At 48.4% G+C, this 23,845-nt stretch carries 22 protein-coding genes; 10 read left to right on the plus strand and 12 right to left on the minus strand.

Features of this window, described 5'->3' with window-relative positions; all coding sequences use genetic code 11:
- Window positions 1–256: 256 nt before the first annotated feature.
- The gene (locus EH243_RS15585; protein ID WP_126159591.1) at window positions 257–1,597 is read right to left on the minus strand and encodes a glutamine synthetase family protein; all 1,341 of its coding nucleotides are present in this window, start codon (window positions 1,595–1,597) and stop codon (window positions 257–259) included.
- Window positions 1,598–1,892: 295 nt separating this feature from the next.
- Between EH243_RS15585 and EH243_RS15590 the strand changes: the two genes are divergently transcribed.
- The 3 genes from EH243_RS15590 (at window position 1,893) to EH243_RS15600 (ending at window position 5,157) form a co-directional block, all read left to right on the plus strand.
- Entirely contained in the window at window positions 1,893–2,600 is a 708-nt protein-coding gene (locus tag EH243_RS15590; RefSeq protein WP_126159592.1) for a GntR family transcriptional regulator, read from the plus strand.
- Window positions 2,601–2,811: 211 nt separating this feature from the next.
- A complete protein-coding gene (locus EH243_RS15595) occupies window positions 2,812–4,191 on the plus strand; it encodes an aspartate aminotransferase family protein (RefSeq protein WP_126159593.1) in 1,380 nt (459 codons plus the stop codon).
- A 144-nt stretch (window positions 4,192–4,335) separates the two neighbouring features.
- Window positions 4,336–5,157, plus strand: coding sequence for a LuxR C-terminal-related transcriptional regulator (locus EH243_RS15600; RefSeq protein WP_126159594.1), 822 nt, complete (start codon window positions 4,336–4,338; stop codon window positions 5,155–5,157).
- A gap of 148 nt (window positions 5,158–5,305) precedes the next feature.
- On the opposite strand, the gene EH243_RS15605 is transcribed toward EH243_RS15600, so the two are convergent.
- From EH243_RS15605 to EH243_RS15635, 7 genes are all read right to left on the minus strand, one after another.
- On the minus strand, window positions 5,306–5,965 hold the full coding sequence (locus tag EH243_RS15605; protein ID WP_126159595.1) for an NADPH-dependent FMN reductase: 660 nt from the start codon (window positions 5,963–5,965) through the stop codon (window positions 5,306–5,308).
- A gap of 473 nt (window positions 5,966–6,438) precedes the next feature.
- Window positions 6,439–7,212: a 3-hydroxybutyrate dehydrogenase gene (locus EH243_RS15610; RefSeq protein ID WP_126159596.1), complete on the minus strand. Its 774-nt coding sequence runs from the start codon at window positions 7,210–7,212 to the stop codon at window positions 6,439–6,441.
- A 35-nt stretch (window positions 7,213–7,247) separates the two neighbouring features.
- Window positions 7,248–8,588, minus strand: coding sequence for a TRAP transporter large permease (locus tag EH243_RS15615; RefSeq protein ID WP_126159597.1), 1,341 nt, complete (start codon window positions 8,586–8,588; stop codon window positions 7,248–7,250).
- On the minus strand, window positions 8,578–9,189 hold the full coding sequence (locus tag EH243_RS15620; RefSeq protein WP_164549139.1) for a TRAP transporter small permease subunit: 612 nt from the start codon (window positions 9,187–9,189) through the stop codon (window positions 8,578–8,580). Before EH243_RS15620 ends, EH243_RS15615 begins: the two co-directional genes overlap by 11 nt.
- Window positions 9,189–10,229, minus strand: coding sequence for a TRAP transporter substrate-binding protein (locus EH243_RS15625; protein ID WP_126159599.1), 1,041 nt, complete (start codon window positions 10,227–10,229; stop codon window positions 9,189–9,191). Before EH243_RS15625 ends, EH243_RS15620 begins: the two co-directional genes overlap by 1 nt.
- A 525-nt stretch (window positions 10,230–10,754) precedes the next feature.
- Window positions 10,755–12,149 carry a sigma-54 interaction domain-containing protein gene (locus tag EH243_RS15630; protein WP_126159600.1) on the minus strand — a complete coding sequence of 465 codons (1,395 nt, stop codon included), beginning with the start codon at window positions 12,147–12,149 and terminating at the stop codon, window positions 10,755–10,757.
- A gap of 364 nt (window positions 12,150–12,513) precedes the next feature.
- On the minus strand, window positions 12,514–13,998 hold the full coding sequence (locus EH243_RS15635) for an aldehyde dehydrogenase (RefSeq protein ID WP_126159601.1): 1,485 nt from the start codon (window positions 13,996–13,998) through the stop codon (window positions 12,514–12,516).
- Between the two features lie 326 nt (window positions 13,999–14,324).
- On the opposite strand from EH243_RS15635, the gene EH243_RS15640 reads away from it, so the two are divergent.
- Together EH243_RS15640 and EH243_RS15645 are read left to right on the plus strand one after the other, a co-directional pair.
- Window positions 14,325–14,990 (plus strand): TorF family putative porin, encoded by a 666-nt coding sequence (locus tag EH243_RS15640; RefSeq protein ID WP_126159602.1) that lies wholly within the window; start codon window positions 14,325–14,327, stop codon window positions 14,988–14,990.
- Window positions 14,991–15,132: 142 nt separating this feature from the next.
- Window positions 15,133–15,753 (plus strand): LysE family translocator, encoded by a 621-nt coding sequence (locus EH243_RS15645; RefSeq protein WP_126159603.1) that lies wholly within the window; start codon window positions 15,133–15,135, stop codon window positions 15,751–15,753.
- A gap of 138 nt (window positions 15,754–15,891) precedes the next feature.
- Here the strand turns inward: EH243_RS15645 and EH243_RS15650 are convergent, their stop codons facing one another.
- A complete protein-coding gene (locus EH243_RS15650; RefSeq protein ID WP_126159604.1) occupies window positions 15,892–16,356 on the minus strand; it encodes a hypothetical protein in 465 nt (154 codons plus the stop codon).
- A gap of 161 nt (window positions 16,357–16,517) precedes the next feature.
- Between EH243_RS15650 and EH243_RS15655 the strand changes: the two genes are divergently transcribed.
- Window positions 16,518–17,123 carry an HD-GYP domain-containing protein gene (locus EH243_RS15655; RefSeq protein WP_126159605.1) on the plus strand — a complete coding sequence of 202 codons (606 nt, stop codon included), beginning with the start codon at window positions 16,518–16,520 and terminating at the stop codon, window positions 17,121–17,123.
- An 80-nt stretch (window positions 17,124–17,203) separates the two neighbouring features.
- On the opposite strand, the gene EH243_RS15660 is transcribed toward EH243_RS15655, so the two are convergent.
- A complete protein-coding gene (locus tag EH243_RS15660; protein ID WP_126159606.1) occupies window positions 17,204–17,800 on the minus strand; it encodes a pyridoxamine 5'-phosphate oxidase family protein in 597 nt (198 codons plus the stop codon).
- 96 nt (window positions 17,801–17,896) lie between these two features.
- Here EH243_RS15660 and pdxR point away from each other — a divergent pair, with 96 nt between their 5' ends.
- A complete protein-coding gene (gene pdxR / locus EH243_RS15665; protein ID WP_126159607.1) occupies window positions 17,897–19,393 on the plus strand; it encodes a MocR-like pyridoxine biosynthesis transcription factor PdxR in 1,497 nt (498 codons plus the stop codon).
- A 59-nt stretch (window positions 19,394–19,452) separates the two neighbouring features.
- On the opposite strand, the gene speB is transcribed toward pdxR, so the two are convergent.
- Window positions 19,453–20,394: an agmatinase gene (gene speB / locus EH243_RS15670; RefSeq protein ID WP_126159608.1), complete on the minus strand. Its 942-nt coding sequence runs from the start codon at window positions 20,392–20,394 to the stop codon at window positions 19,453–19,455.
- A 145-nt stretch (window positions 20,395–20,539) separates the two neighbouring features.
- Between speB and EH243_RS15675 the strand changes: the two genes are divergently transcribed.
- Window positions 20,540–21,445: a LysR family transcriptional regulator gene (locus tag EH243_RS15675; RefSeq protein WP_126159609.1), complete on the plus strand. Its 906-nt coding sequence runs from the start codon at window positions 20,540–20,542 to the stop codon at window positions 21,443–21,445.
- 29 nt (window positions 21,446–21,474) lie between these two features.
- Here EH243_RS15675 and EH243_RS15680 read toward each other — a convergent pair whose 3' ends face one another.
- Complete coding sequence (locus tag EH243_RS15680) at window positions 21,475–21,804, minus strand: DMT family transporter (RefSeq protein ID WP_126159610.1); 330 nt, start codon at window positions 21,802–21,804, stop codon at window positions 21,475–21,477.
- Between the two features lie 342 nt (window positions 21,805–22,146).
- Here EH243_RS15680 and EH243_RS15685 point away from each other — a divergent pair, with 342 nt between their 5' ends.
- Both EH243_RS15685 and EH243_RS15690 read left to right on the plus strand, forming a co-directional pair.
- Entirely contained in the window at window positions 22,147–23,004 is an 858-nt protein-coding gene (locus tag EH243_RS15685) for a response regulator transcription factor (RefSeq protein ID WP_126159611.1), read from the plus strand.
- Between the two features lie 248 nt (window positions 23,005–23,252).
- Complete coding sequence (locus EH243_RS15690) at window positions 23,253–23,648, plus strand: hypothetical protein (RefSeq protein WP_126159612.1); 396 nt, start codon at window positions 23,253–23,255, stop codon at window positions 23,646–23,648.
- Window positions 23,649–23,845: the final 197 nt, after the last annotated feature.

A 23,845-nucleotide genomic window follows, 5' to 3' on the forward strand; every position in this document is an offset into this window, starting at 1 on the left:
GGTGCTTTAGATTTAACAGCGTCAACTGTCACACAATCTAAGCATTAACTCTTTAGATACCGCAATGCGGTGCTCATCAGAGCCACACTTTATTCTTGTTTTTGTCATGGCTGCTCCCCCTGATCAAGAAAGCAGCACTTAAGCTTCTCATTACTGTCGCAGTATTTTCCGCAACTCGTAAAAATGTACTTCAACCTCCCTGTCGTCTATATACCCCTCAATGGGTATCTTAAATCATTTATTAAATATCAATAAGTTAGAGTAAACCAAGATAGGATTCATACTCTATATCAGAGATCTGCTCATTAATTTTTCGTTGTTCCTGACGTTTCGCGGCAGAGAAAACTCGAACAAACTCCTCACCTAAATACTCTTCAAGGACGCTACTTTCCGCGAACAGCTCAGTTGCCACATCCCATTTATTAGGCAATATCAGCTCTTGGTCACCTTCCACATAGGCATCCCCTTCAATCGGTGCAGGCGGCATCAACTTATTCTCGATACCGTACAAAGCACCCGCCAACACGGCGGCCAATACAAGGTATGGGTTGGCATCAGCACCGGATACCCGATGCTCAATACGACGCGCCACACAGGGGCTTTCAGGTACACGCAATGCCACTGTCCGGTTTTCATAACCCCAACTCGCAAAGGTCGGTGCATGAGCGCCAGCCATAAAGCGACGGTAAGAGTTCAAATGTGGGGCGAAAATCAACATACTATCAGGCATGGTGTGCATCAGGCCCGCCACCGCATTCTTCAGAACATCGGTACCCTCTTCGCCACCATTATCAAAGACGTTATTACCCGCTTCATCTAATAGGCTGAAGTGCACATGGAAACCGTTACCACTCTTGTCGGTATACGGCTTCGCCATAAAGGTAGACGAATATCCATGCTTGCGAGAAATACCCTTCACCAAGCGCTTGAACATGATCGCCTGATCACCCGCCAGCAGTGGATCGTTAACATGCAGCAGGTTGATCTCAAACTGGCCAGGGCCCAACTCAGAAATAATCGTATCCGCCGGAACGCCCTGTATTTCGCAGACTTCGCGTACTTCTGCAAAGAAAGCAGACAAGCCATCCATCTCATCAATCGAATAACAATCGGTTTCACTCAGTCGACGACCATGCCCTTCGGTTAGAATCGGCGGTTGTGGTCGCTGCGTTTCTTCAGACCGACCATCCATCAGATAGAATTCCAACTCGGTGGCCATCACCGGCGTTAGCCCTAATGCTTTAAAGCGCTTAACCACTCCGGCCAATACCTGACGTGGATCACAGCCAAACGGTGTGCCATCGGGGTTAAACATGGTGGCGAGAATCTGATCACGGGACTCTTCAGCCCAAGGCACTGGAATGGCGGCGTCGCCCACCGGCATACAGATACCATCCATATCACCGGTTTCAAACACGAGACCATTATCAAGAACATCATCGCCCCAGAAATCAAAGCCTAAGACTGAACGGGGAAGCTTGACCCCTTCATCAAACACCTTACCCACAGCATTCGCCGGCAATCGCTTGCCCCGCAAGTTACCATTCAGGTCGGTTATAAACAGGTCAAACTCTTTATCGTCTTCTTTATTAAACATAATAAGATTCTCACTCGAAATCTTTTAGCTCTATCCCAGAGAAGTCATCGTCTCTAAAAACCACCGAGATCGATTACCTGCCCCGAACAGAGTCACAACACACCGTTGTAATCTGATTTTAGCGTTACGCTACTACTTTGTGATCACAAACATTAGATCAATGTGATCACAATTTTTTATAATGGTCAATATCGACATCCCCTAAATAATTCATGTAACCTGTTTAGTGATCTCAATATAACAAGAGCCCTATTAAAGGCTCGATACAGAAATAAGGCCAGAACCTATTTTGATTATGGACAAGAAATCTCCGATTAAGATCACCTTAACCGAGCGCAACGACGCTGTAACTATCACTCAGTGGGTATATCAGACGCTGCGCAATGCCGTGATGTATGGTGAGATCCTTCCAGGTAGAGCCCTCACCATCCGAGAACTGGCCGGTATTATGGATGTCAGCCCCATGCCGGTGCGTGAAGCATTGCGGCAACTGGCGGCCGAAAATGCGTTGGAAATTCAGGGTAACCGTCGGGTCATGGTGCCAAAGATGACGGCAATGAAGTTCAATGAACTCTGTGAAGCACGTATCGCCATTGAATCACACGCGGCTGCCCGCGCATTACCCTATATCGATGGCGAGCGCCTCGAACAACTGCACTCCCTAGACGCTCTCATTGATCAGGCCCAAGCCGCCGATAATCTAGAGCAGATAAGCTTGCTCAATCAGAACTTTCACCGCGCCCTCTATACCGCTAACCCTCATCAGGTCACCCTGCCGCTAATCGAAAGTCTCTGGCTGCAACTGGGGCCCTTTATGCGCTTGGCCACCAACGAACTGGATGAGCATTATCTGGTTGATCGACACAATGAAGCGATGGCCGCCATCGAAAAGAAAGACGCTTACGCGTTGCAGATCGCCATTTCTGCCGATATCCGAGAAGGTATCGCCTTCGCCGGCACCCCCGAGATGCTTCACTCCCTGATTGAAAATTCAGAGCCTTAACACTATCCACAACCACTACTTGGCCGCACAGTTACGGCATCCCTTTTAAGCCAGCTTTAAATTAAAACCTCTTTTCTAGTTGACTTTATATTTTTGTGATCACAAAATAGTGATCACAAAAATAGTTCAGCTCATGCTTTGTGTTCTGAATCATATAAACGTTTTATTCACCGGTAATATTCACACCCGGTGATTGGTAGGGAGAGAATCGATGCTCGACAATAATAGTAATTCATCCATCACCGCTGATGTACAGGCGCTCGATGCCGACCATCATATGCACCCTTTTACCAATACTGGCGCTCTGAATAAAAAAGGCGCACGGGTCATCACCCATGCTGACGGTGTTTATCTATGGGACAGCGAAGGTAATAAGATTCTCGATGGCATGGCGGGCCTATGGTGCGTAAATATGGGTTATGGTCGCACCGAACTGATCGAAGCAGCCAACGAGCAGATGAAACAACTGCCCTACTACAACACTTTCTTCCAAACCACCCACGCGCCGGTCGCACAGCTAGCGAAAGAGATCGCCAGCGTCACACCCGGTGACCTAAATCACATCTTCTTTGCTAACTCAGGTTCTGAAGCGATCGACACAATTATGCGCATGGTGCGTCAATATTGGTCTATTCAGGGCAAACCTTATCGCAACATCATTATCGCCCGCGAAAATGCTTACCACGGTAGCACCATCGGTGGTACTAGCCTGGGCGGCATGGGAGGCATGCACAACCAGGGCGGCCCATTAGTGCCTAACATCTCCCGAATTCGTCAGCCTTATTGGTATGGTGAAGCCGGTGATATGAGCGAAGAAGAGTTCGGTATCCTTTGCGCTAAAGCACTGGAAGAGAAGATTCTTGAAGTGGGTCCAGATAATGTTGCGGCTTTTGTCGGCGAGCCAATTCAAGGCGCTGGCGGCGTGATCGTGCCACCGGCTAACTACTGGACCGAGATTCAGAAGATCTGTACCAAGTACGACGTTCTACTCGCCGCCGATGAGGTTATCTGTGGCTTTGGCCGCACCGGCAGCTGGTTTGGTTGCGAAACCCTAGGCTTTACGCCCGATATTATGTCCATGGCTAAGGGCCTTTCATCCGGCTACCTCCCCATCGCTGCCGTAGCCGTGGGTGATCGTATATCCAACGCCTTTATCGGTCATGATGATGACTTTAATCATGGCTTCACCTACTCCGGTCACCCCGTTGCAGCCGCGGTCGCGATTGCTAACATCCAACTGATGAAAAAAGACAACATCATTGATTATGTCGCGAAAGATATAGGCCCTTACTTCCAACAGAAACTACGTGAAGCGGTTGGAGAACACCCACTGGTCGGTCATATTGAAGGGGTTGGCTTGGTTGCAGGTATCGCGCTAGTGAAGGATAAAGCGACGAAAGCCCCCTTCAGTGATGATATTGACGTCGGCATGATCTGCCGAGACCACTGTTTCGCCAATGGCTTGATTATGCGCGCCGTTGGTAGCCGAATGGTGCTTTCACCACCACTGGTGATCAGTCATGCGGAAGTCGATGAACTGTGCGACAAAGTGCAACGCTGCTTTGATCTAACACTGCAATCCATTAGTTAAGAAGAGCTTCCTTTATCCGGCGGCAAAATGAGGCCTATATCACCGGTATGGGCCTCTCCTTTTGCTACACTATTGATCTCTTGTCGTCGGATCTTTTTAATCGACTTTTTTAACCGACTTATTCATTACACTGTGAGGCATGCCATGCAAAGCACTCGTACAACGCATAGCGCTGCAGATAACTGGCAAAAAGACCTTGCTGCCCTTATCGATACCACCCGCTTACCTAGCTTCAGCAGCATGCTGGAAAAGTTTCTCGCCAGCCAGTGTCATTTCGACTCGATGTTGGTCGTGACCTTTAAAAAAGCCCTTAAGCCTATCATTATCCACCCGACCGATCCGGCCGAGCAAAGCCTGACGCTCCACAACTACCTCAACCGAGCGTATATCCTCGACCCCCTGTTTAATGCGATCCAGAGTGGCACACTCGGCGAAGGCGTTAGCCGCCTGATCGACATCGCCCCCGACAGTTTTGAGACCACCAAGTATTATCAAAGCTGCTATAAAGAGTTTGACCTGATTGATGAGATCAACCTCGTCATCGAGCTAGCCCCTAAAGTCAGCTGCGCCATCTCACTCGGCCGCCGTAGCAGTCGAGGCACTATCACCCGGGCAGAACTGACTCGTCTGAATGCCATCTACCCGATCATCAAGTCGATCATTCGGCAGTTCTGGTTATCTCAATCACAAGAATTCGTTCAATATGAGAAATCAGAAGGCGCGATGAACCAAGCGATCAGCACCTTTGGTAGCGGTGTGTTAACGCCCCGCGAGCAACAGATTGCGGGGTTGATCTTACAAGGCCACTCGTCCAAAGCGATCGCCAACCTCTTGGAGATCAGTTTAGGTACGGTTAAAGTCCATCGCAAAAACATCCACACTCGGCTAAACACCTCAACCCAGTCCGATATCTTTACCCTGTTTCTTGCCCATCTAAAAGAGCTAGACCCAACGGCCAGTATTTAGAGACTCTCGATGTAAACGAGCTCTATTCATGCACCCAAGCGGCATTTGAGGCAACAGACAGCCCGACAAAGGCGACGGCTGTTTTATCCCTCAACCAAATCTCTCAACTAAATCCCTCAACTAAATCCCTCAACCAATAGACTAAACACTAGGGAGCGTTTCGTTCCGCAGGGCTAGTTTTAAAATCGCTAAGCATCCTGTGAGGGCCAACCTCGCTGCGATGCACTTGCGCCGCCTGAGCCCACCACATCAACTGCATCAACGTCCGATCAAAATAATCAAACCAAGAGGCTTGATCCTCTCCCGTTTGCATCGACCCATCTTCGACAAAAACCTCCTGTGCTTTAGGTATATGGATCATCGCCGACACCGGCAAGCAGCCTAGCTCTGCAAGGAATGTCCGCATACCAACCGCCGCCCGCATGCCACCCCACTGCCCAGCCGAATAGGTCAGGATCGCGCTTGGCTTATAGGCAAACAACGAACTACCAAAATGGTTTAATAGGTTAGCCAACGCCGGACTCATTGAGTGGTTATATTCGGGACTAATCATAATATAACCATCGGCGGAGGCTATCTTCTCGGCCAACTCATTTAGCGGTGCAGGGGCTCGGTTTTTTGCGTAGGCAAAATGCGGTTTAAACACAGGCTCTAGCGGATAATCTAAAGCGTCCACCAGCTCAACCTCATGTTCATCGTAACGCTCTGTTAAGCATTCAAGACAGGCTTTAGCCACGCGCAACCCTAAGCGGGCCGGCCTCGGCGGCGTGCTATCGCGCACCGTCCCCAAAAACACCAAAAACTTCATTTATCGCGCTCCTTTAATGATATAGCTGAGCAGACACCCCTGACGTACAGCCCCAAAATACGGCCATAACCGAAAACAGAGTAACGCCAGTCAATAGCCTAAACGGTTTGATTAAGGGGTAGACGCCATTAAATCATGCCAGCGACAGACTCCGCTCAGCATCCGTTATACCGCAACTAGCGCCCTGCGAGCAACGCCCATAAATATGACGAAATGGACTCAATAATCACACAAGGGATAGAACGATCAAGTGGGATAAAAACTGCAACGATTGCACATCATGGGTGACGTAGACAAGCGGCTTCAGGAAGTTCGGACAAGAGAGGAGAGATAGGAATATAAATATTGCTTAAGCGAACAGGCTCTAACATAGGCGACGGATGCCAAGCTTAACCTGACATCCGCCCTATATCTCAGCCCTGATAGACAATGATATCTGCACGAACATACTCGATACAGACAAACTCATTGCTTTACTGGGCGGTATAACCCCCGTCAATAACAACCGCTTGACCGGTAATACCTCGTCCTCGCCCACTGGCTAAAAACAAGCAGTAATCAGCCACTTCACGGGACTCAAGCAGGCGCTTCTGCGGCACCAAAGGATAAATAACTTCCTCAAGCACTTTCTCCAAGGGGACACCCCGCGTTTTAGCGAGGTCATTCAGCTGTCCGCGCACTAACTCGGTATTCACATAACCAGGGCACAAAGCATTGACCGTAATGCCATGTTCAGCGCCTTCTAACGCCGCCACTTTGGTTAAGCCTATCACCCCATGCTTAGCAGAGTTATAGCCAGCTTTACCCGCAAAACCAACCAATCCATTAATGGACGCCAGGTTGATGATGCGTCCGCCTTTTTGCTGCTTCATCACAGGAAAAACCCGTTTAATCGTCAGAAAAGGCGCCACCAGCATGATATCTAACAACTTGCGATAACTAGACGATGGAAAGTCTTCTATCGGTGCAACATGTTGTATGCCCGCATTATTGATCAGCACATCTAGGCCGCCAAACTGCTCCACCACTTGATCGATGGCTGCATTAAGACCCTCTTCATCGGTCACATCACAGGCAACACCGATACGATCAGGGCCTGCACCGCCCAGAAGGTCTAATGCCTCAGCAAGCGCTTGCTTATCGAGATCAAGAATAGCAACGCTATCCCCCTCCTCTAAAAAAGCACTCGCAACCTCAAATCCAATCCCTTTAGCGCCGCCGGTAATAAGAACTCGTTTTCCAGCCATATTCTTCTCCGTTTTATTAATAACGTTTTTTACTCTCATAAAAGCCCTGGTAGCCAAAGGACAATGGCGGGAAAAACAATACAGAGTACTAAGCCTGTCACCTGTAACAGTACATAAGGAATAATCGATCGATAAATAGTGGTTATTTTAACACTGCTATCGGTCACACCTTTTAAGTAAAACAGCGCATAGCCAAAAGGCGGTGTTAAAAAGCTAGTTTGCAGGTTGATCGCCATCAGAATAGCAAACCAAACCAATGTCGCCTGGGTCGACATACCGAAATCCAACAAGCTAATCACCGGTAACAACAAAGGCAAAACAACATAACTGATCTCTATCCACTCTAAGAAAAAGCCGAGAACAAAAATCATTAACATGATGGATAGAAGCAAACCATAGGGACCTAACCCTATCGAATCCACAATATCCATGATGAGATAGTCGCCACCAAGCTTTTTGAAGATAAGACTAAAAGCGGTTGCCGCGACAACAATAAAGACAATCATCGCCGTACTTTTAGAGGTGTCATAACACACATCTCGCAAAGTGGCGTAGTCCAGTTTGCTCGCAAAGATAGCTAAAAATATAGCACCCAACGCGCCGATGGCAGCGGCTTCTGTTGGTGTCGCAATACCCATCATAATAGAGCCTAGTACGGCCACCATAAGGAAGACAGGACCAACAAGATCTCTTAGCAACGCAAGCGGTAACGGTGTGGTATCCGCATCTAAATCATCCGGATCGGCCAACGGCATCCACTCTGGTTTAAGCCAACCCATAAAGAGCAAGAAGGCGATATACAACACACCGAGCATCAAGCCGGGAATCAGTGCCGCCTTAAACAGGTCGCCGACCGACACCTGCATAATCGACCCCATTAACACCAACATAATGGAAGGTGGTATCAAGATACCCAAGGTACCCGAAGCGGCCACAACGCCTAAAGCCATCTCTTCCTTGTAATTTTGCTTGAGCATAACCGGCAGCGCCAACATACCGAGCATCACCACGGAAGCACCAACGATACCGGTACTCGCCGCCATGACGACACCGAGTAAGGCAACCGATATAGCTAGCCCGCCACGCACCTGACCAAAGAGCCGTTGCAAGGTCAATAATAGACGGCTAGCGACGCCTGATTTTTCGAGCATCAAGCCCATAAAGACGAACAGTGGAATAGCGATATACAGCCAGTTTTCAACCACTCCACCAAAAATACGTGAGCCCATAATACCGAGATAAGGCAACGGGACATCAGCGACCAGAGAGAAAATAATACTAAGACCGCCCAACACAAACGCAACGGGATAGCCTGTAAAAATACCGATTAACAGACAGACTACCATCAATATAGGCAGCATATATTCAATGAACATGGAAAGGCTCCTTCGTTGCTCGTGTAGGATCCAAGACAATTGAAAGACTATAGAAAACTCGGCCCAACGCATTTAAGGCCAAAAAGACTAGGGCAACCGACAAAGCACCTTTAATAATATAGCGGTCAGTCAAGCCACCAAAATTTGATTGCTCGCCTGAATTAAAGCTCATCATCACTTGCGGCCAATACAGATAAGCAACCATCAAGCAGAAAGGAATTAATAGGAACAGATGGCCAATCACATCAACTAGATGCTGACCTCTTGGGGAAAAACGATGATATAACAGATCTACCCGTACATGAGAATTGGTATGTAACGCGTAGGTTGATGAGAAAAGTACAAGAAAGCCATAGAGGTACCACTGTAGCTCTGTCGCTGAATTGATCGTGAAGGCATTTTTAAAAAGAAACACCTCACTGTCCCAACGCAACAGCTCATTCATACCCAAGACATTCATGATAATCGTTGTCATGACCGCGGCGATGACTGCTAAAACGAGCCAGCTAGTCAACCGTCCCACCCAAACTCCCACCCCGATGAGGGGTTGGGAGATTTGATGCAGGGCCGCCGCCACTTTTACGTGAACGGCGTCTGTCATTATTTTAGCTCCTGTAGGTCGTACCATCCATCAATCAATTTAGCATGCGCCATCAATGACTCATAAGCTTCTTTAAAGCTTGGATTAGTCGCCATCTCTTCAGCCAGCACTTCATTCCAAGCGCCTTCTAGCTCAGTCAATGTTTCATCATTAAAGCGTCTAACTTCAAAGCCTTCTTTCTTCTCCATTCGAGCAATCGCACGCATCTGCTCTGGTGGTGAAGAGGTCATAGACCAAGCTAAGGTTGACTGACAAGCTGTTTGGAACTGTTGCTGCTGCTTCTCACTATACTTAGCCCAAACATCTTTGTTGATGATCAGAGAGAACCAACTTGCAGACTGATGCCAGCCTGGGAAGTAGTAGTATTTGGTAATGTCGTTAAAGCCCATTACTTCATCTACCTGAGGAACAGAGAACTCTGCACCGTCAATACGACCCCGTTCCAGTGCTAGGAATATCTCACCACCTGGCACTAGCTGAGTTGAAGCACCGAATTTATTAAGTACACGCGCACCTAGACCTGAGATCCGGAAACGTAAACCATCAAAATCACTTGCTGAGTTAATTTCTTTGTTATAGAAACCACCGGTTTCCTGTGGTGATACAAAACAAGGCAGGACCTTAATATTGTAATCATCATAGGCCGCCTGAACGAATTTCTGACCATCACCTGCCCACATCCATGAAGCAAAGGCCTCAGGTGAAGGACCAAACGGTAGTGCGCCGTAAAGGTTTAGCAGCGGAATAGTACCCGCCCAGTAGCCCATCCAATCCCAACCCGCATCAATGGCACCCGTAGAGACCGCATTGAATACTTCAAAAGCAGGTACGAGATCACCTGGTTCGTGTACACGGAATTTGATTTTACCGTCAGAAGCGACATTGATCTGTTTACCCATATACTGGGCACCGGCACCAAGGAAGTTATTTGTCGCGAACGTACTAGCCACATCAATACTTTTTGGACCATCAGCCACTGCGGATGTCGATAGAGCTATCGTCGCAGCCGCTATTGCAGCAACCAAATGCTTTTTAATCATGATCTGCATCCTAATTTTTTATGATTATTCTAGGAACTGCTCACCTTTTTCGTGGCAGCCTTTTACATAGAGCAACACTCAAGCCAACCATAAAAAAATATATGAAAATCAAAAGCTTACAAAAATAACGCTATTTATACTGAGACAGTACTCTAAAAAACAGCCCATTAATTCCGGATTTCCGGAAAATTAAGTCTTAATCGACGCCAAAGCGCCTAGCCACGCATGTCCGGATATCCGGAACAATTCCTAAAATCAGGAAAACATACGGGTTATGCCTTATTTTATTGCTTAAGCATCCTCATTTCACCGCATTATCAGCCAAATAGCCGAAAAAACGCCGCTTCTTGAAGTATTAAGCCCGCGAGAAAATCCGTTAACAATCACTGTGAAGTTTTGATAGAAAGATGAAAAGATGACAGCCATGACGAGCGGATGGCACCTAGACAACCATCCGGAGCCAAACAGACAAACATGGGTTGATGGCGATTAGCCTTTTCTGACGCGTAACCGCCTTAATGAACATCAATGATCGAACGATTCACCGGTGAGTTGATAGCGGACTAACTTGTCATAAATCGTTGTTTTGCCAATACCCAACACCTTCGCGGCCCGCTGACGATTCCCCTTACACGCCACCAGCGTCTGCTCAAGAATCTCTTTTTCGGCTAACGCCAAGCGCTCCTTTAAGGTTCCCTGCTCTAAGTGCTGATCAATAAGCTCAATGCCGTCGGTTAACGCGGCAGGCAGTGCTTGTAAAGAGATCTTATAACCCTGACTCAGATAAAATGCCGATTCAATCGCATTTTCCATCTCACGCACATTACCTGGCCAAGCATATTCCAGCATCCGCGTTAAAGCATCGACGGTTAATTTTGGCGCTCTACGACCGGTACGACCTGCTAAACGGGTGAGAAAGTGCTCAGCCAGTGCGGGAATATCTTCGCGACGATCCCTCAGTGGCGGCAGCTCAACGGAAACAACATTGATACGATAATAGAGGTCTTCACGAAACTCATTGACCTCTACGAGTTTTTCCAACGGCTGGTGCGTTGCCGTCACCAAGCGCACATCGATTTTCACTAAACGGTTAGAGCCCACCGCTTCAATCTCTCGGTCCTGCAATACCCGTAGTAGCTTGGCCTGCATACTTAATGGCATATCGCCTATCTCATCAAGAAACAGGGTGCCTTTATTCGCTAATTGAAACTTGCCCTGTTTGCCGCCCCGCTTGGCTCCCGTAAAAGCCCCCTCTGCATAACCAAACAACTCAGACTCCAGCAGATGCTCAGGAATAGCAGCACAGTTGATCTTAATAAAGGGCCCTTTGGATCGTTCCGATAATAGATGCAGTGCATGGGCGTATAACTCTTTACCGGTGCCCGACTCTCCTCGAATCAATACCGAAGCATCACCACCCGCCACTTTCTTGATTTTTTCATTTACATTTTGAATCGCAGGGCTGCGCCCTATCAGATCATTGATATGATAATGGGCACCGGTTTGCTCTTTATCGAGGGCGCGACGGTAATAGTCTAAGTCTGAGACAAGGGCCTTGATTTGGGTATTTATCTGCTGCCATTGATGGGTATCGTGATATACCACAAAACCGATAGCACCAATCACCTCCCCTCCTCGACGAATAGGGTAACGGTTGGCGATCATGTGCCGCCCGCGTATCTTCTGTAACTTAGATAGCTCTTTTTTTCCGCTTTTAAGCACTGAATGCATACGCGTATTTTCAATCACATCAACGACCTTATGCCCATAGGCATCCTCTCGTTTGATGCCAAGGAACTGTGCATAGGGTTGATTAATAAATTGAATGTTCGCCTCATGATCAACCACAACAACCCATTCATCTAAGGCATCTAAAGCTAGATTTAAACTATCAAGGTCTCTGTTTAAAGAAATATCCATCATTTGACTCGGTAGAATACAGGCGGTTAAAGGTTTGACGTCATGGTCAACGCTAGAGATCCAAAAAGCGGAGCCGGTATCGCGCTTGCCACGCAGCACGCCCTTCAGATCAAAACGATAATTCTAACCTACTCGAAAAAAGAAAACCTAAGTGATTAACCCAGACAGCCTTGATCAAGAGTCACCTCAATAACAGGTTAACCGATACGCGCACTAACAGGCTAAGACCGCATCTTAAGATCAAGCCTTGCTGTTTTCGCGCCATAAAAAAAGGCCGATGCATTAACATCAGCCTTTTAAATCATTGAATGCTGCCGAAACGACGCTTAACAACCGCTGTCATCCCGACGATATAATTTTCGCCTTACAAACGGATCAATACATTCTTAATGTCGGTGTATTTTTCCAGTGCATGCAAAGACTTATCACGACCGTTACCCGAGGCTTTAACACCACCGAATGGTACCGTGGAATCACCTTCACCCCAGGTGTTGACCCAGACCATGCCACTTTCAACCTTGCGGCTAACCCGATGAGCACGAGAGAGATTTTGCGTCCAAACAGCCGCACCTAGTCCATAAGCAGAATCATTGGCCAGCGCGATCGCTTCCTCCTCCGTTTCAAATTCACATACCGCCAACACCGGCCCAAAGATCTCCTCTTTCACAAAGGTCATCCCGTTGTGGGCGTTATCAACAATCGTCGGCTTAGCAAAGAAACCTTTGCCTTCTTGATATTCCGGCACACCACCCATGATGACCTGCCCACCCTCTTCCTGAGCCGAACGAATATAACGTTCCACCGTAGCCAGCTGGGTGCTATCGACCATCGGCCCCATCGTGGTAGCAGGGTCCAATGGATCACCGGGCTGAAAATGCGCCGCCGCCTCAACCAAGGCGGCAACAAACTCCTCTTTGATGCTTTTATCGACATACAAACGGGAGCAAGCGATGCAGACCTCACCCTGATTGCAGAATATCGCTGCCGCAGAGGCCGCCGCTGCCGCTTTAATATCCGCATCGGCAAATACCAAATTGGGTGACTTACCACCGGCTTCTAACCACACCCGTTTCATGTTGGATTCACCGGCATAGCCCATCAGCATACCGGCCACTCGGGTTGATCCGGTAAACGCCAAGACATTCACATCCATATGCAGTGCCAACGCCTTACCAGCCGTATGACCAAAACCCGGCAACACATTCAATACGCCCGCAGGAATACCCGCTTGTACCGCAAGCTCCGCTAAACGCAGGGCGCTTAGAGGGGATTTTTCAGACGGCTTTAGTACCACCGAATTACCCGCAGCCAACGCCGGCGCGATTTTCCAACTCACCATCAATAATGGATAGTTCCAAGGTGTAATGGCCCCAACGACACCCACCGGCTGATGATGAATCATGGCCAGCGTGTCATGGCCTGTCGGAGCGATTTCTCCATAGACCTTATCGATGCTTTCAGCGGTCCAGCGAATGCAGTCGATCGCATCGGGCACATCGATGGTGACCATCTCAGAGATCGATTTTCCCATATCGAGGGTGTCCAACAGGGCAAACTCATCTTGGTGTTGCTCAATAAGATCTGCCCAGCGGAGCATCACTTTTTTCCGGTCCCGTGGGTGCATCTCGGACCAAGTACCGCGACGAAACACCTCACGGGCAGCCGTTACCGCGAGATTAACGTCAGCCTCATCACAACTGGCAACATGCGTTAACACTTGCTCCGTTGCGGGGTTAATACAGGGAAAGGTGTCACCACTTTGCGCCGACTGAAACTCACCATTAATATAGGCCTGATGATGAAAGGTCAGGGTTTCACTCTGGGCTTGCCATTCAGCATAGCTTTTCATTGATTATATTCTCCACCATCACGGTTCTCTGCAGCCTGAATCTTGAAAGTGCTTTTGCCACTTAATGATTACGCCTGCCTAATTAATTAAGCCTAATGTGCCTAAGCCTTTAATGTGCAGTATAGGTGGCGTTAGCTCCCGCCCTCTATATGCCCAAGGGGGTAGCTGTCGATGCTTAGCGATCACGATCCATCCGTAAAATTACGTACCTCTTGATACTTACCTACTAATAAGTACCTATTTAGAGATATGCATTGTTGGGTATAGCTCTATGCTCCTCGATCTCCCCATAATCAAGACTCATTTATCATTCAGAGGAACTACCGATGAAGAAGATTCTTACTGGGCTAATAACAGCAATGGCCTTGAGCACCGCGGTTCAAGCGGCTGATGTTTCCGGCACAGTGTCATTCACTAATGACTATCGCTTTCGGGGCATTTCTCAAACATTAGGTGATCCTGCCGTACAGGGCAGCTTAGATGTTGGTTTTGATAATGGCATTTATGCCGGCATTTGGGGCAGCAATGTTAATTTTGATGATGATGCCAATCTCGAGATCGACTATTACGCTGGTTACGGCAACGATATTAATGACGACTTCTCTTACGATGTGATGGCCGCCTACTATACCTATTCAGGCTATAGCGGCGAAGACTATGACTATCTAGAACTGATCACTAGCCTGTATTACGGTGATTTCGGCTTTAGCTATGCCTATGCAGATGACTATGCCAACTCAGGCGATGAGTCTCATTACCTGGCTGTGGACTATAGCTATGGTATCAATGATGCCGTATCACTTGACCTACATGCGGGCCATTCATTTGGTGATGCTTACAGCGATGACTACGAAGATTACTCCATCGGCCTGTCTGGAAATGCAGTAGGGCTAGACCTATCACTCGCTTATCTGGTCAATGATTTAGATTATGATGATACCGATGACTACGATGATGATGCGGTTGTCTTCAGTGTTTCACGCACATTCTAAGCGTTAAACCAGCGAGTCAATAACGCACGGCATGTGCCCCTTCACATGCCTAGCAAGGCCATACAAAATATTCTGTATGGCCTTTTTTATTATGACAACTGCGCGTAATATGCCGTTTTAATTTTGTCTTGCTGAGGCGCAGATGTCGGTTACTCTTCTATCGCTATTTATACCTACTTTTTTCTTTGTCTCCATTACACCCGGTATGTGTATGACCCTAGCATTGAGCCTAGGTATGTCGATTGGTGTCCGACGTAGCCTACATATGATGTGGGGCGAACTGATCGGTGTGGGGTTAGTGGCTGCAGCAGCAGCAGCCGGTGTCGCGGCGATGATGCTGCAGTTTCCTGAAGCCTTTATCTTTTTAAAGCTCGGTGGTGGCGCTTACCTCGGCTGGCTAGGTTTTCAGATGTGGCAATCAAAAGGAAAACTGGTGATGCAGGAGCCCGGTGCCGAAGTAAAACAACAGGGCCGGTTACAACTCGCGCTAAACGGTTTTATTACCGCCATCGCCAACCCCAAGGGCTGGGCCTTTTTTGTTACCCTGTTACCGCCCTTTCTTGATCAGAGCCAACCACTGGCACCACAGCTGGCGTTACTGATCGCCGTCATTCTGTCATTAGAGTTCAGCTGCCTGCTGATCTATGCCAGTGGCGGCAAAGCGATGCGCCACCTATTGCTAAACCGCAACAATGTTAAGCTGATGAACCGAATCGCCGGCTCACTGATGATCGCCGTGGGTATCTGGCTGGCCTTTGGCTAAGGCTTAGCCCTTAACCACAGCCCTTAACCATAACCCTTAACCACGGCGCTTCACCACAACCCTTAATTATAGCGCTTAGCCATAAACGCTTGATCGCCAAACCTTATGGCGCCCCCTGTTAGCGCCGTCTTCGCACTTTTAGTGAGTAACCGAAAAACGGCGCGGCTGCGGCCAGCCCATATGGATCAGTCCAGAACCCTCATCATCGCGGTACAGTTCAAAATACTCCATCGCTAAAACGTCCCAAATGACATGGGTGGCATAGGTTGGCGGCACACGATACAACTGATCACCGATGCGCTCGGCCTGATAACTATGATCCGGTGGGTTCAATAATAGTGTCGCTAACTCATCACCACTCCAACTGTAATACTGTTTCGGCATCGCAAAGGCATCGGCGATCCAGGACTCGCGAAACGAAGGCTGAATCAGCGACAATAAATGACACTTCGACCGCCCCTCGATGCAGTAACGTTGATGTTTCAGATCAACAAGATAGTTCTCTGACGCAAATTTTTCACCTATTGCGACACAACCGCTCAGCATCACACTCAACAACAGACTCAACAATACTAAACCAAGACCCATACCGTAGGATTTCATTTTGTAGCACGCCCTTATTGATATTTGTTAAGATAAAAGCTTTACTTTCAAGGGTAATCCGCCTAGAACAATAAAGACATATCGTCGGATAAATTGTCTAGCCGAATAAAGCCTAAGTACTCTCATCGATATTATAAGTGATCTCAGATAAAGGAACCTACATGAGCACCGCTGAAAAATGGATTTATCAAGCGCTAGAAAATCGCACTAAAGCCCTGTCAATCGCACTAGGTTTTCGCGACCGATCAACACTGGAACACTCTGACCGAGTGCAGACCCTAGCAAGCGAGTTAGGGCAAGCGGTAGGCCTTAGTGAATGCCAGCTTAGCGCCTTGAAGATCAGCGCTAAATTCCACGATATCGGCAAAATAGGAATTCCCGATAGCATTCTCATGAAACCGACTAAACTGGATGCCGATGACTGGGAGGTGATGCAACGCCACCCTGCCATTGGTGAACAGATCCTCTGCTCAATCGAACTAGACGGGGCGGAACAAGCCGCTCATATCATCCGCCATCACCATGAACATTTCGATGGTGGCGGTTACCCTGACCGTATTGCGGGGGAAGATATTCCAATAGGTGCACGCATCATTAGCATCGTTGACAGCTATGATGCGATGGCCTTTACTCGGCCCTATCACCAAGGCCGCCGCCATACGGATATTATCGATTTAATCAATCGCGAATCAGGCAGTAAGCATGACCCCTACCTGCTCCGCTATTTCTACCGAATGATTGAAACCAGTATCAACCGAATCGCATAACAGTAACAACTCTCTTTGACATACGCTGTGCGACTCACCTAACCGTCTGTGATGGCTGGGTGATGGATTGCAGCATAAGATTAGTCAGGAATAAGCTCACCCACTACACTAGTCACCGGTTTCACACCCGACCAGACATCCAGCGCCATATCTTCTGGGTCGTCATTAGGCCCACCTGCACTGACCTTTACCGAGACCTCTTCAATCGGAAAAGCAAACACTGCGGTCACTTTCATCTCGGTAGCATTCGGTGGCCTAGCCTCTGATGAACGTCCCGGACTGTATTTATCCAACATCGCATCGAGCACGGTTCTTTTTTCCACAGGGTCTTCAACCAAACGTCCCTTGCCATAAAGCACCATCGAGCGAAAGTTAACCGAATGATGATAGGCTGAACGGGCAAACACTAACCCGTCCAACAGGCAGAGAGTGATACAAGCCGTTTGCCCCGCCATCACCTGCTGAAACAAGCCGTTTTTAACCGAGCCGTGCAAAAAAAGCTCGTCACCGACCCGCCAATGCGAACTCGGTTGCACCATCGCTTGCCCATCAACACTGACGCCAATATTACATACCCACGCTTCATCGATAATGTTATTGATGGTATCTCTGTCATAACTGGCTTTTTTTCGGCCACGCTTAACTCGGGTTCGTTCGGTTACCGCCACATCACTCATGGTTAATCCTTAAACATCATCTTTGGTAAAGCATAAGATTAGCCGCTATAGTGGATCTAAATAAGATCCAATTTTTAGTATTCTTTAAGGCCCACTATGAGTAAGCAGCTTCACTCTGAACGGTTTACCCCTTTTCTGCAGCAAGAACAGCTGCAACGCCCCCGCTATCGAGCGCTGTTCAATTACCTGCAACAGCGCATTTTAGAGGGTGCGTTACCACCGGACAGCCGGCTGCCCTCCACCCGAGAACTCGCCGAGCTACTGCATCTATCCCGTAATACCGTTAAGCAAGTCTATGAGATGCTGCACTCGGAAGGCTATATCGATACCCGTCAGGGAGACGGTAGCTACGTTGCTCCACAGCTATCGCTCAATCACACCCAGCAAACCCAATCTCAGCCTAAGAGACAACCGATCCAATTATCGGCCATGAGTGCTCAGTTAAAAAAGATTCGCCCTTTGTTCCACCAAGATAAGCAGCAGTTATTACTGCCCGCCATTCCGGCATTGGACCAGTTCCCTTGGCCAGTATGGCAACGTTCGGTGGGACATGCCGGACGACAGATGCGGTTCAGCAGAGATCGTAACTTTATGGGTGAACCGCCACTACGCGATGAGATTGCCCGTTATCTCAATGCCACCCGAGGGATTCGCTGCACCATGGAACAAGTGATGATCTGTTCCGGCTCACAGCAGGGAATGCAGCTCGCCTTCTCCATGTTACTCAACCCCGGCGATCAGGTGTGGGTCGAAGATCCAGGGTTCCCCGGTATCGATGGGGCCATCAGTAACGCCGGGGGCATTAAGGTCTCAATACCGATCGATCGCCACGGTTTCCGTGCGGATCTAGCCCTCGCAAGCGAACAACAAGCACGATTAGCCTTTATCACCCCTTCACGCAACTTCCCCCTAGGTTACACTCTAAGTATCGAACGCCGCCTACAGCTACTGCAATGGGCGAGGACACAGGGCTGCTGCATCATTGAGGATGATTATGATAGTGAGTTTCGCTTTGATGGGCCGCCTCTCACTGCTCTACAAGGATTGGACGGCGAAGACTCCGTGATCTATTCCGGCACCTTCAGTCGTATTCTCCACCCCGCCATCCGGCTCGCCTATCTGGTGCTACCACCGGCGCTTGTGGCGCCCTTTAACCAGATGCGAGGCTTCCTTGACGGCGGTCTCTCTTCTCTACCACAACTGGCGCTCGCCGACTTTATGTCTCGGGGACACTTTGCCGGCCACTTGCGACGTATGCGTAAACTGTATAAAGCGCGCCGAGCGTACCTACGGCAGCAGGTCGAACAGCAGTTTGCGGGGCAACTCACATTGGAACCCAGTGATGGGGGCATGCACTCGGTCTTCTTATTACCGCAGACATCTGATGATAAAGCCATTGTCGAACAAGCCAGAGCGGTTGGACTAGGTATACGCCCACTCTCCTACTATTACGACCAACAAGCCCCTCGTTCAGGTTTGGTGATCGGTTTTGCCGGATATAGTGAAACGCAAATGGAGGAAGGACTGAGGCGACTAAAGCCGATTGTGGAACAACATCTAAAACATCGAGAAGCTAACGGGCGGCTACACTAGGGGCAGCCGCACATCAGTGCTCATGTGATGAACTTATGTGATGAACTTATGTGATGAGCTTATACACCTGCCATTTTATTACTGGCCAACACATACAGATATTCTAACGCCAATGTGGCCCCCGCTAACGAGGTTATTTCAGCATGATCATAGGCCGGAGCAACCTCTACCACATCCATCCCCACAAGGTTTAACCCCTGTAAGCCACGAATGACTTTTAAGGCGCAATCCATCGACATACCACCGGATACCGGCGTACCAGTGCCTGGGGCAAAAGCCGGATCGAGTCCATCGATGTCAAAACTAACATAGGCCTTTTTATCACCAACACGCGCATGGATACGTTCTAGAATCGCATGGGGGCCATGATCACCCACCCAAGCGGCATCCAATACTTCAAACGGATGACCATCAACATCATAGGTGGTACGAATACCAATCTGAATCGAATGCTCAGTATCCAGCAACCCCTCTTCTACCGCATGATGAAACAGCGTGCCGTGATCATATTGAGTACCGCCAGAATAAGTATCGGTGTGAGCATCAAAGTGAATCAGAGCCAACGGGCCATGCTGCTTCGCATAGGCGCGTAATACCGGCAGGGTAATAAAATGATCGCCACCAAAGGTCAGCGACGATTTTCCGGCATCCAGAATAGCGCCAATATGCTGCTGCAGATTATCCACCATCGTTTGTGGTTCGCCATGCTTAAACAGCACATTACCCGAGTCCGCTACTTTAAGGTGATCATCGAGGGCAAAGGACCAAGGCCAGCGCGCCCCTTCCCAAATCAGTTGTGCCGATGCCTGACGCACGCCACTAGGCCCAAAACGAGCACCCGGGCGACCCGTTGTGGCCATATCAAAAGGCACACCCGCGACGATCACTTCAGCATCACTACTGCCTAAATCACTGACCACTGGGAACTCCATAAAGGTCATCCCTAGCGTGCCATAGATCGGTAAATCAGCATTCGCCACGGTACTGGGTATATCAGACATCATCCACCTCACTCAATGTAATCGATTATCTTAAAGGTTAACCATTCCATACAGCCTACCCTGACGCGTATAATTATTGAAATGCATAGTTATAATAATGGCATGCACATCATTAATACTTTGAATTTATACCCAATGGGCCCATATGAAATCTCTGCGCCAGTTTGATCTCAATTTATTGTTACTGCTCGAGGCCCTATTAACGGAATGCCATGTGAGTCGTGCCGCGCAACGGATGTTTCTCAGCCAGTCAGCCATGAGCCATGCCCTCAACCGTCTCAGACAGCAACTCGATGACCCCCTACTGGTGCGCGCCGGTAATGGACTAAAACTCACGCCTCGCGCGCAAACGATGCTACCCGATATTCGTCAAGCGATACGCATGATTGAGCATAGTTTAAACCCACCCGAGCCTTTTGATCCCGCCCATTCAGACCTCTGCTTTACCATCGCCAGCACCGACTATTTTGAAGCCATCACCCTGCCTCCGCTAATGCAGGAGCTGCAACAATCAGCCCCCGGCATTCGCATTCAGGTCGAAGTTATTCGTCAGGACGGTAATCTAAAGCAACTGGAAAGCCGTGAAGTGGATCTCATCGCCGGGCTGGATACCCATCAACCCATCGATTCTCAATTAGTCAGTCGACCATGGCATAGCGAGCCGTTCGCCTGCCTCGTGGCAGACACCCATCCTCTTGTTGAAGACAGCCTATCATTGCAGCAATACTGTCAGATGAACCATGTCCTGTTCTCCGATCTTGCTGGTGTCACCGCAGACCAGATCGACCGCTGGCTTGCCGATCAACAACTACAGCGGAGTTTTATCGCCCGCACCGTTAACTACATGGCCGGCGCTCGTATCGTCGCACTCACCGATGCCGTGATGACTCTACCCCGGCAAATGGCCTTACTCTTCGCGCAAATGTTACCGGTCAGGTTGATGACACCCCCGACGGGGATGCCCAATATCGAGATGGTTACCCTCCACCACCCGCTCTACTCAAACGATCCAAGCCTACAATGGCTGTTACAACGACTGCATCATGAGTAAAGGTTAGATAAAGGACATATTGAGATCGGTTAATGCGCTGCGGTTTTGGAAAAAACATTCATAATAATCACACCGGTAATAATAAATCCCATACCGACCATCGCCGGCGTATCCGGTATCTCTTTGTACATCACCGCACTGAGAACCGCGATAAGCACGATCCCCATACCCGCCCAAACGGCATACGCCACCCCGACCGGCACGGTTTTAAGCACCAGCGACAAAAAGTAAAACGCCGTCAAATAACCCACCACACAGATCGCACTGGCAACCGGCCGACTAAACTCCTGAGATGCTTTCAACGCTAACGTACCGATAACTTCGGCACTAATCGCTAAAGCTAAAAACCAATAACCCATTGTCACTCCCAACACTGACACACAGAAAACAATCCAATGTTAATAGCCAAACAATAAGACCCGAGCCTTATCTTCAGCATTCAATAAAACACTAATGATGGTCTATTGCCGGTCTCGAAGTCTACTCTTACCCGCCGAATATACTGTTTTGTGTCGCAGACAGACCATCTTGCAGTATCCATCACTCGCTCAATACTCTTTCTATACTCACCGGATAGCGAAAAAAGTGAAATTAGCATAAAAATAAGGACTTACTTCTCTGCTAACAGGATCGGCTATTGTCTCCACACAGAAAGCAGGCTTTAATAAGCGGTTCACATAGTGCGGATTAAGGTTGCCGATTTGTCAAAGTTTCATCGTGTTGCTAAACAACCCCTCATGCTATGGCATGATGCCATCGCCGGTATTATTACCCATGGTGTGAACGATGATGCCGTCGATAACCTGATGGATTCGTTGCGCCGCATCGTTGATGCCGATGGCAGTACCTTGATCGTCTACCCACAGGGTAGCCAACCCTATTGCCCATCTCGTAAACGTCGTAAAGGTGAAGACCCTCGCATCCATATCGATCGGTATATTGAAAGTGCTTACCTACTCGATCCTTTCTATCGTTTAGCGGTCGAGGGGCCAGCGGAGGGGGTTTACAGTCTAGCTCAAGTGGCACCGGATGGTTTTAAACAGAGTGAGCTTTATCGAGTCTATTATCAGCTGGTTAATTTTGGCGATGAAATCTGCCTGATTATTCCGACCGAAAACGCGAGCATCCAAGTCTCCATTAGCCGCCAAGACCATAAACCTAAGTTCAGTTCCGCACAGCAAGACCTGATCCAGCGCGTGTTCTCAACCGTTAAAGCCATCTTGTTAAAATGGTGGGCCAGTTCGAAACAGGAACAAAAAGAGACCTTTCTCGAATCACACCTAGAGTGTGCCCTGAGTAACTTTGGCAGCTCCGTTCTCACACAAAGGGAAACTCAGATTTTACAGCTGGTACTCAGAGGTTATGCGGTGAAATATATTGCCCAAAAACTCGAAATCAGCCCTGAAACCATCAAGCATCATCGTAAAAATATCTACTCGAAGTTGGATATCAATTCACAAGCCGAGATGTTTCACCTATTTATTGACTCACTACGCATGGTAACACCCGACTCACCACCCGACCCCCTGACTAACTACCTAAAGCCACCGGCACGGTAAATAAGCGGTATTACTCAAACGCTGATACCCCTTAACGGCTATGCTCGACTAATGTCTCAGCGGGCTAGAGCAATGCAGCCATCATTAGAATGCTATACTTTTGCAAGAAGCACGTGAAAGTTGTCAAGTTTATCCAGCAACAGCCGTTACTCCATTCGTTATAGGATAAAAATACAGTCAGCGGTCTCGATAGCCGCTATAATTAAACACTTGTTTTAATTTTCTCATCAACCAAAAAGAGATGATCGATGCCATATCAGTATGCCCTTACCGAATGCGACAACTATCTTCGTATTGAAGTACAGGGAAGCCGTAGTAAAACCGATGTGACACAAGCATCCCTAAAGATGTGGAAAGCGGTCGCTGAACACTGCAAGCATAAAGACTTTAATATGATACTCGCGGTTTTTCATCTCGATGGTACACGCTCGCTGATGGATACCTTTAATATTGTTGCCGGTGTACAGGAGTTGCTTTGGCCAGAACTAGTGATCGCCTATGTTGATACCGACCCGGTCAATCGAAAAGAAAATATCATCGCCGAGCAGTCCGCCATGCTACATGGCATTAATTTCCGTACGTTTTTAACTGAAACCGATGCGGTTGCATGGCTGCAAGCGATGTATACCACGAATCGCTATTAAGCCAAATCCATCCTCGCTCAATCCTTCCTAACTCAGTTTTTAGCCGAAAAAAAACCGCTCAGTGAGCGGCCAGGTTACTGATAAACCCCAGTATTTTTGCTGGGGTTTTGCTTTTCTAGCGCCATGACTGTTTTATTAACAAAATACTGGGGCAATAGTTTGAGGCCGTTTTAAGTCGCCTCAAGACCTCTCAGGCC

It is taken from the genome of Amphritea opalescens, from assembly GCF_003957515.1.
Lineage (GTDB): Bacteria > Pseudomonadota > Gammaproteobacteria > Pseudomonadales > Balneatricaceae > Amphritea > Amphritea opalescens.

What these genes read in the sequence shown, in the direction of transcription:
- EH243_RS15680 (WP_126159610.1), bottom strand. Translation starts at nt 21,804, where the DNA reads ATGGGTTATTGGTTTTTAGCTTTAGCGATTAGTGCCGAAGTTATCGGT.
- EH243_RS15650 (WP_126159604.1), bottom strand. Translation starts at nt 16,356, where the DNA reads ATGAAATCCTACGGTATGGGTCTTGGTTTAGTATTGTTGAGTCTGTTG.
- EH243_RS15600 (WP_126159594.1), top strand. Translation starts at nt 4,336, where the DNA reads ATGCAAAGCACTCGTACAACGCATAGCGCTGCAGATAACTGGCAAAAA.
- EH243_RS15630 (WP_126159600.1), bottom strand. Translation starts at nt 12,149, where the DNA reads ATGGATATTTCTTTAAACAGAGACCTTGATAGTTTAAATCTAGCTTTA.
- EH243_RS15585 (WP_126159591.1), bottom strand. Translation starts at nt 1,597, where the DNA reads ATGTTTAATAAAGAAGACGATAAAGAGTTTGACCTGTTTATAACCGAC.
- EH243_RS15690 (WP_126159612.1), top strand. Translation starts at nt 23,253, where the DNA reads ATGCCATATCAGTATGCCCTTACCGAATGCGACAACTATCTTCGTATT.
- EH243_RS15640 (WP_126159602.1), top strand. Translation starts at nt 14,325, where the DNA reads ATGAAGAAGATTCTTACTGGGCTAATAACAGCAATGGCCTTGAGCACC.
- pdxR (WP_126159607.1), top strand. Translation starts at nt 17,897, where the DNA reads ATGAGTAAGCAGCTTCACTCTGAACGGTTTACCCCTTTTCTGCAGCAA.
- EH243_RS15620 (WP_164549139.1), bottom strand. Translation starts at nt 9,189, where the DNA reads ATGACAGACGCCGTTCACGTAAAAGTGGCGGCGGCCCTGCATCAAATC.
- EH243_RS15660 (WP_126159606.1), bottom strand. Translation starts at nt 17,800, where the DNA reads ATGAGTGATGTGGCGGTAACCGAACGAACCCGAGTTAAGCGTGGCCGA.
- EH243_RS15590 (WP_126159592.1), top strand. Translation starts at nt 1,893, where the DNA reads ATGGACAAGAAATCTCCGATTAAGATCACCTTAACCGAGCGCAACGAC.
- EH243_RS15625 (WP_126159599.1), bottom strand. Translation starts at nt 10,229, where the DNA reads ATGATTAAAAAGCATTTGGTTGCTGCAATAGCGGCTGCGACGATAGCT.
- EH243_RS15645 (WP_126159603.1), top strand. Translation starts at nt 15,133, where the DNA reads ATGTCGGTTACTCTTCTATCGCTATTTATACCTACTTTTTTCTTTGTC.
- speB (WP_126159608.1), bottom strand. Translation starts at nt 20,394, where the DNA reads ATGTCTGATATACCCAGTACCGTGGCGAATGCTGATTTACCGATCTAT.
- EH243_RS15610 (WP_126159596.1), bottom strand. Translation starts at nt 7,212, where the DNA reads ATGGCTGGAAAACGAGTTCTTATTACCGGCGGCGCTAAAGGGATTGGA.
- EH243_RS15675 (WP_126159609.1), top strand. Translation starts at nt 20,540, where the DNA reads ATGAAATCTCTGCGCCAGTTTGATCTCAATTTATTGTTACTGCTCGAG.
- EH243_RS15635 (WP_126159601.1), bottom strand. Translation starts at nt 13,998, where the DNA reads ATGAAAAGCTATGCTGAATGGCAAGCCCAGAGTGAAACCCTGACCTTT.
- EH243_RS15605 (WP_126159595.1), bottom strand. Translation starts at nt 5,965, where the DNA reads ATGAAGTTTTTGGTGTTTTTGGGGACGGTGCGCGATAGCACGCCGCCG.
- EH243_RS15655 (WP_126159605.1), top strand. Translation starts at nt 16,518, where the DNA reads ATGAGCACCGCTGAAAAATGGATTTATCAAGCGCTAGAAAATCGCACT.
- EH243_RS15615 (WP_126159597.1), bottom strand. Translation starts at nt 8,588, where the DNA reads ATGTTCATTGAATATATGCTGCCTATATTGATGGTAGTCTGTCTGTTA.
- EH243_RS15595 (WP_126159593.1), top strand. Translation starts at nt 2,812, where the DNA reads ATGCTCGACAATAATAGTAATTCATCCATCACCGCTGATGTACAGGCG.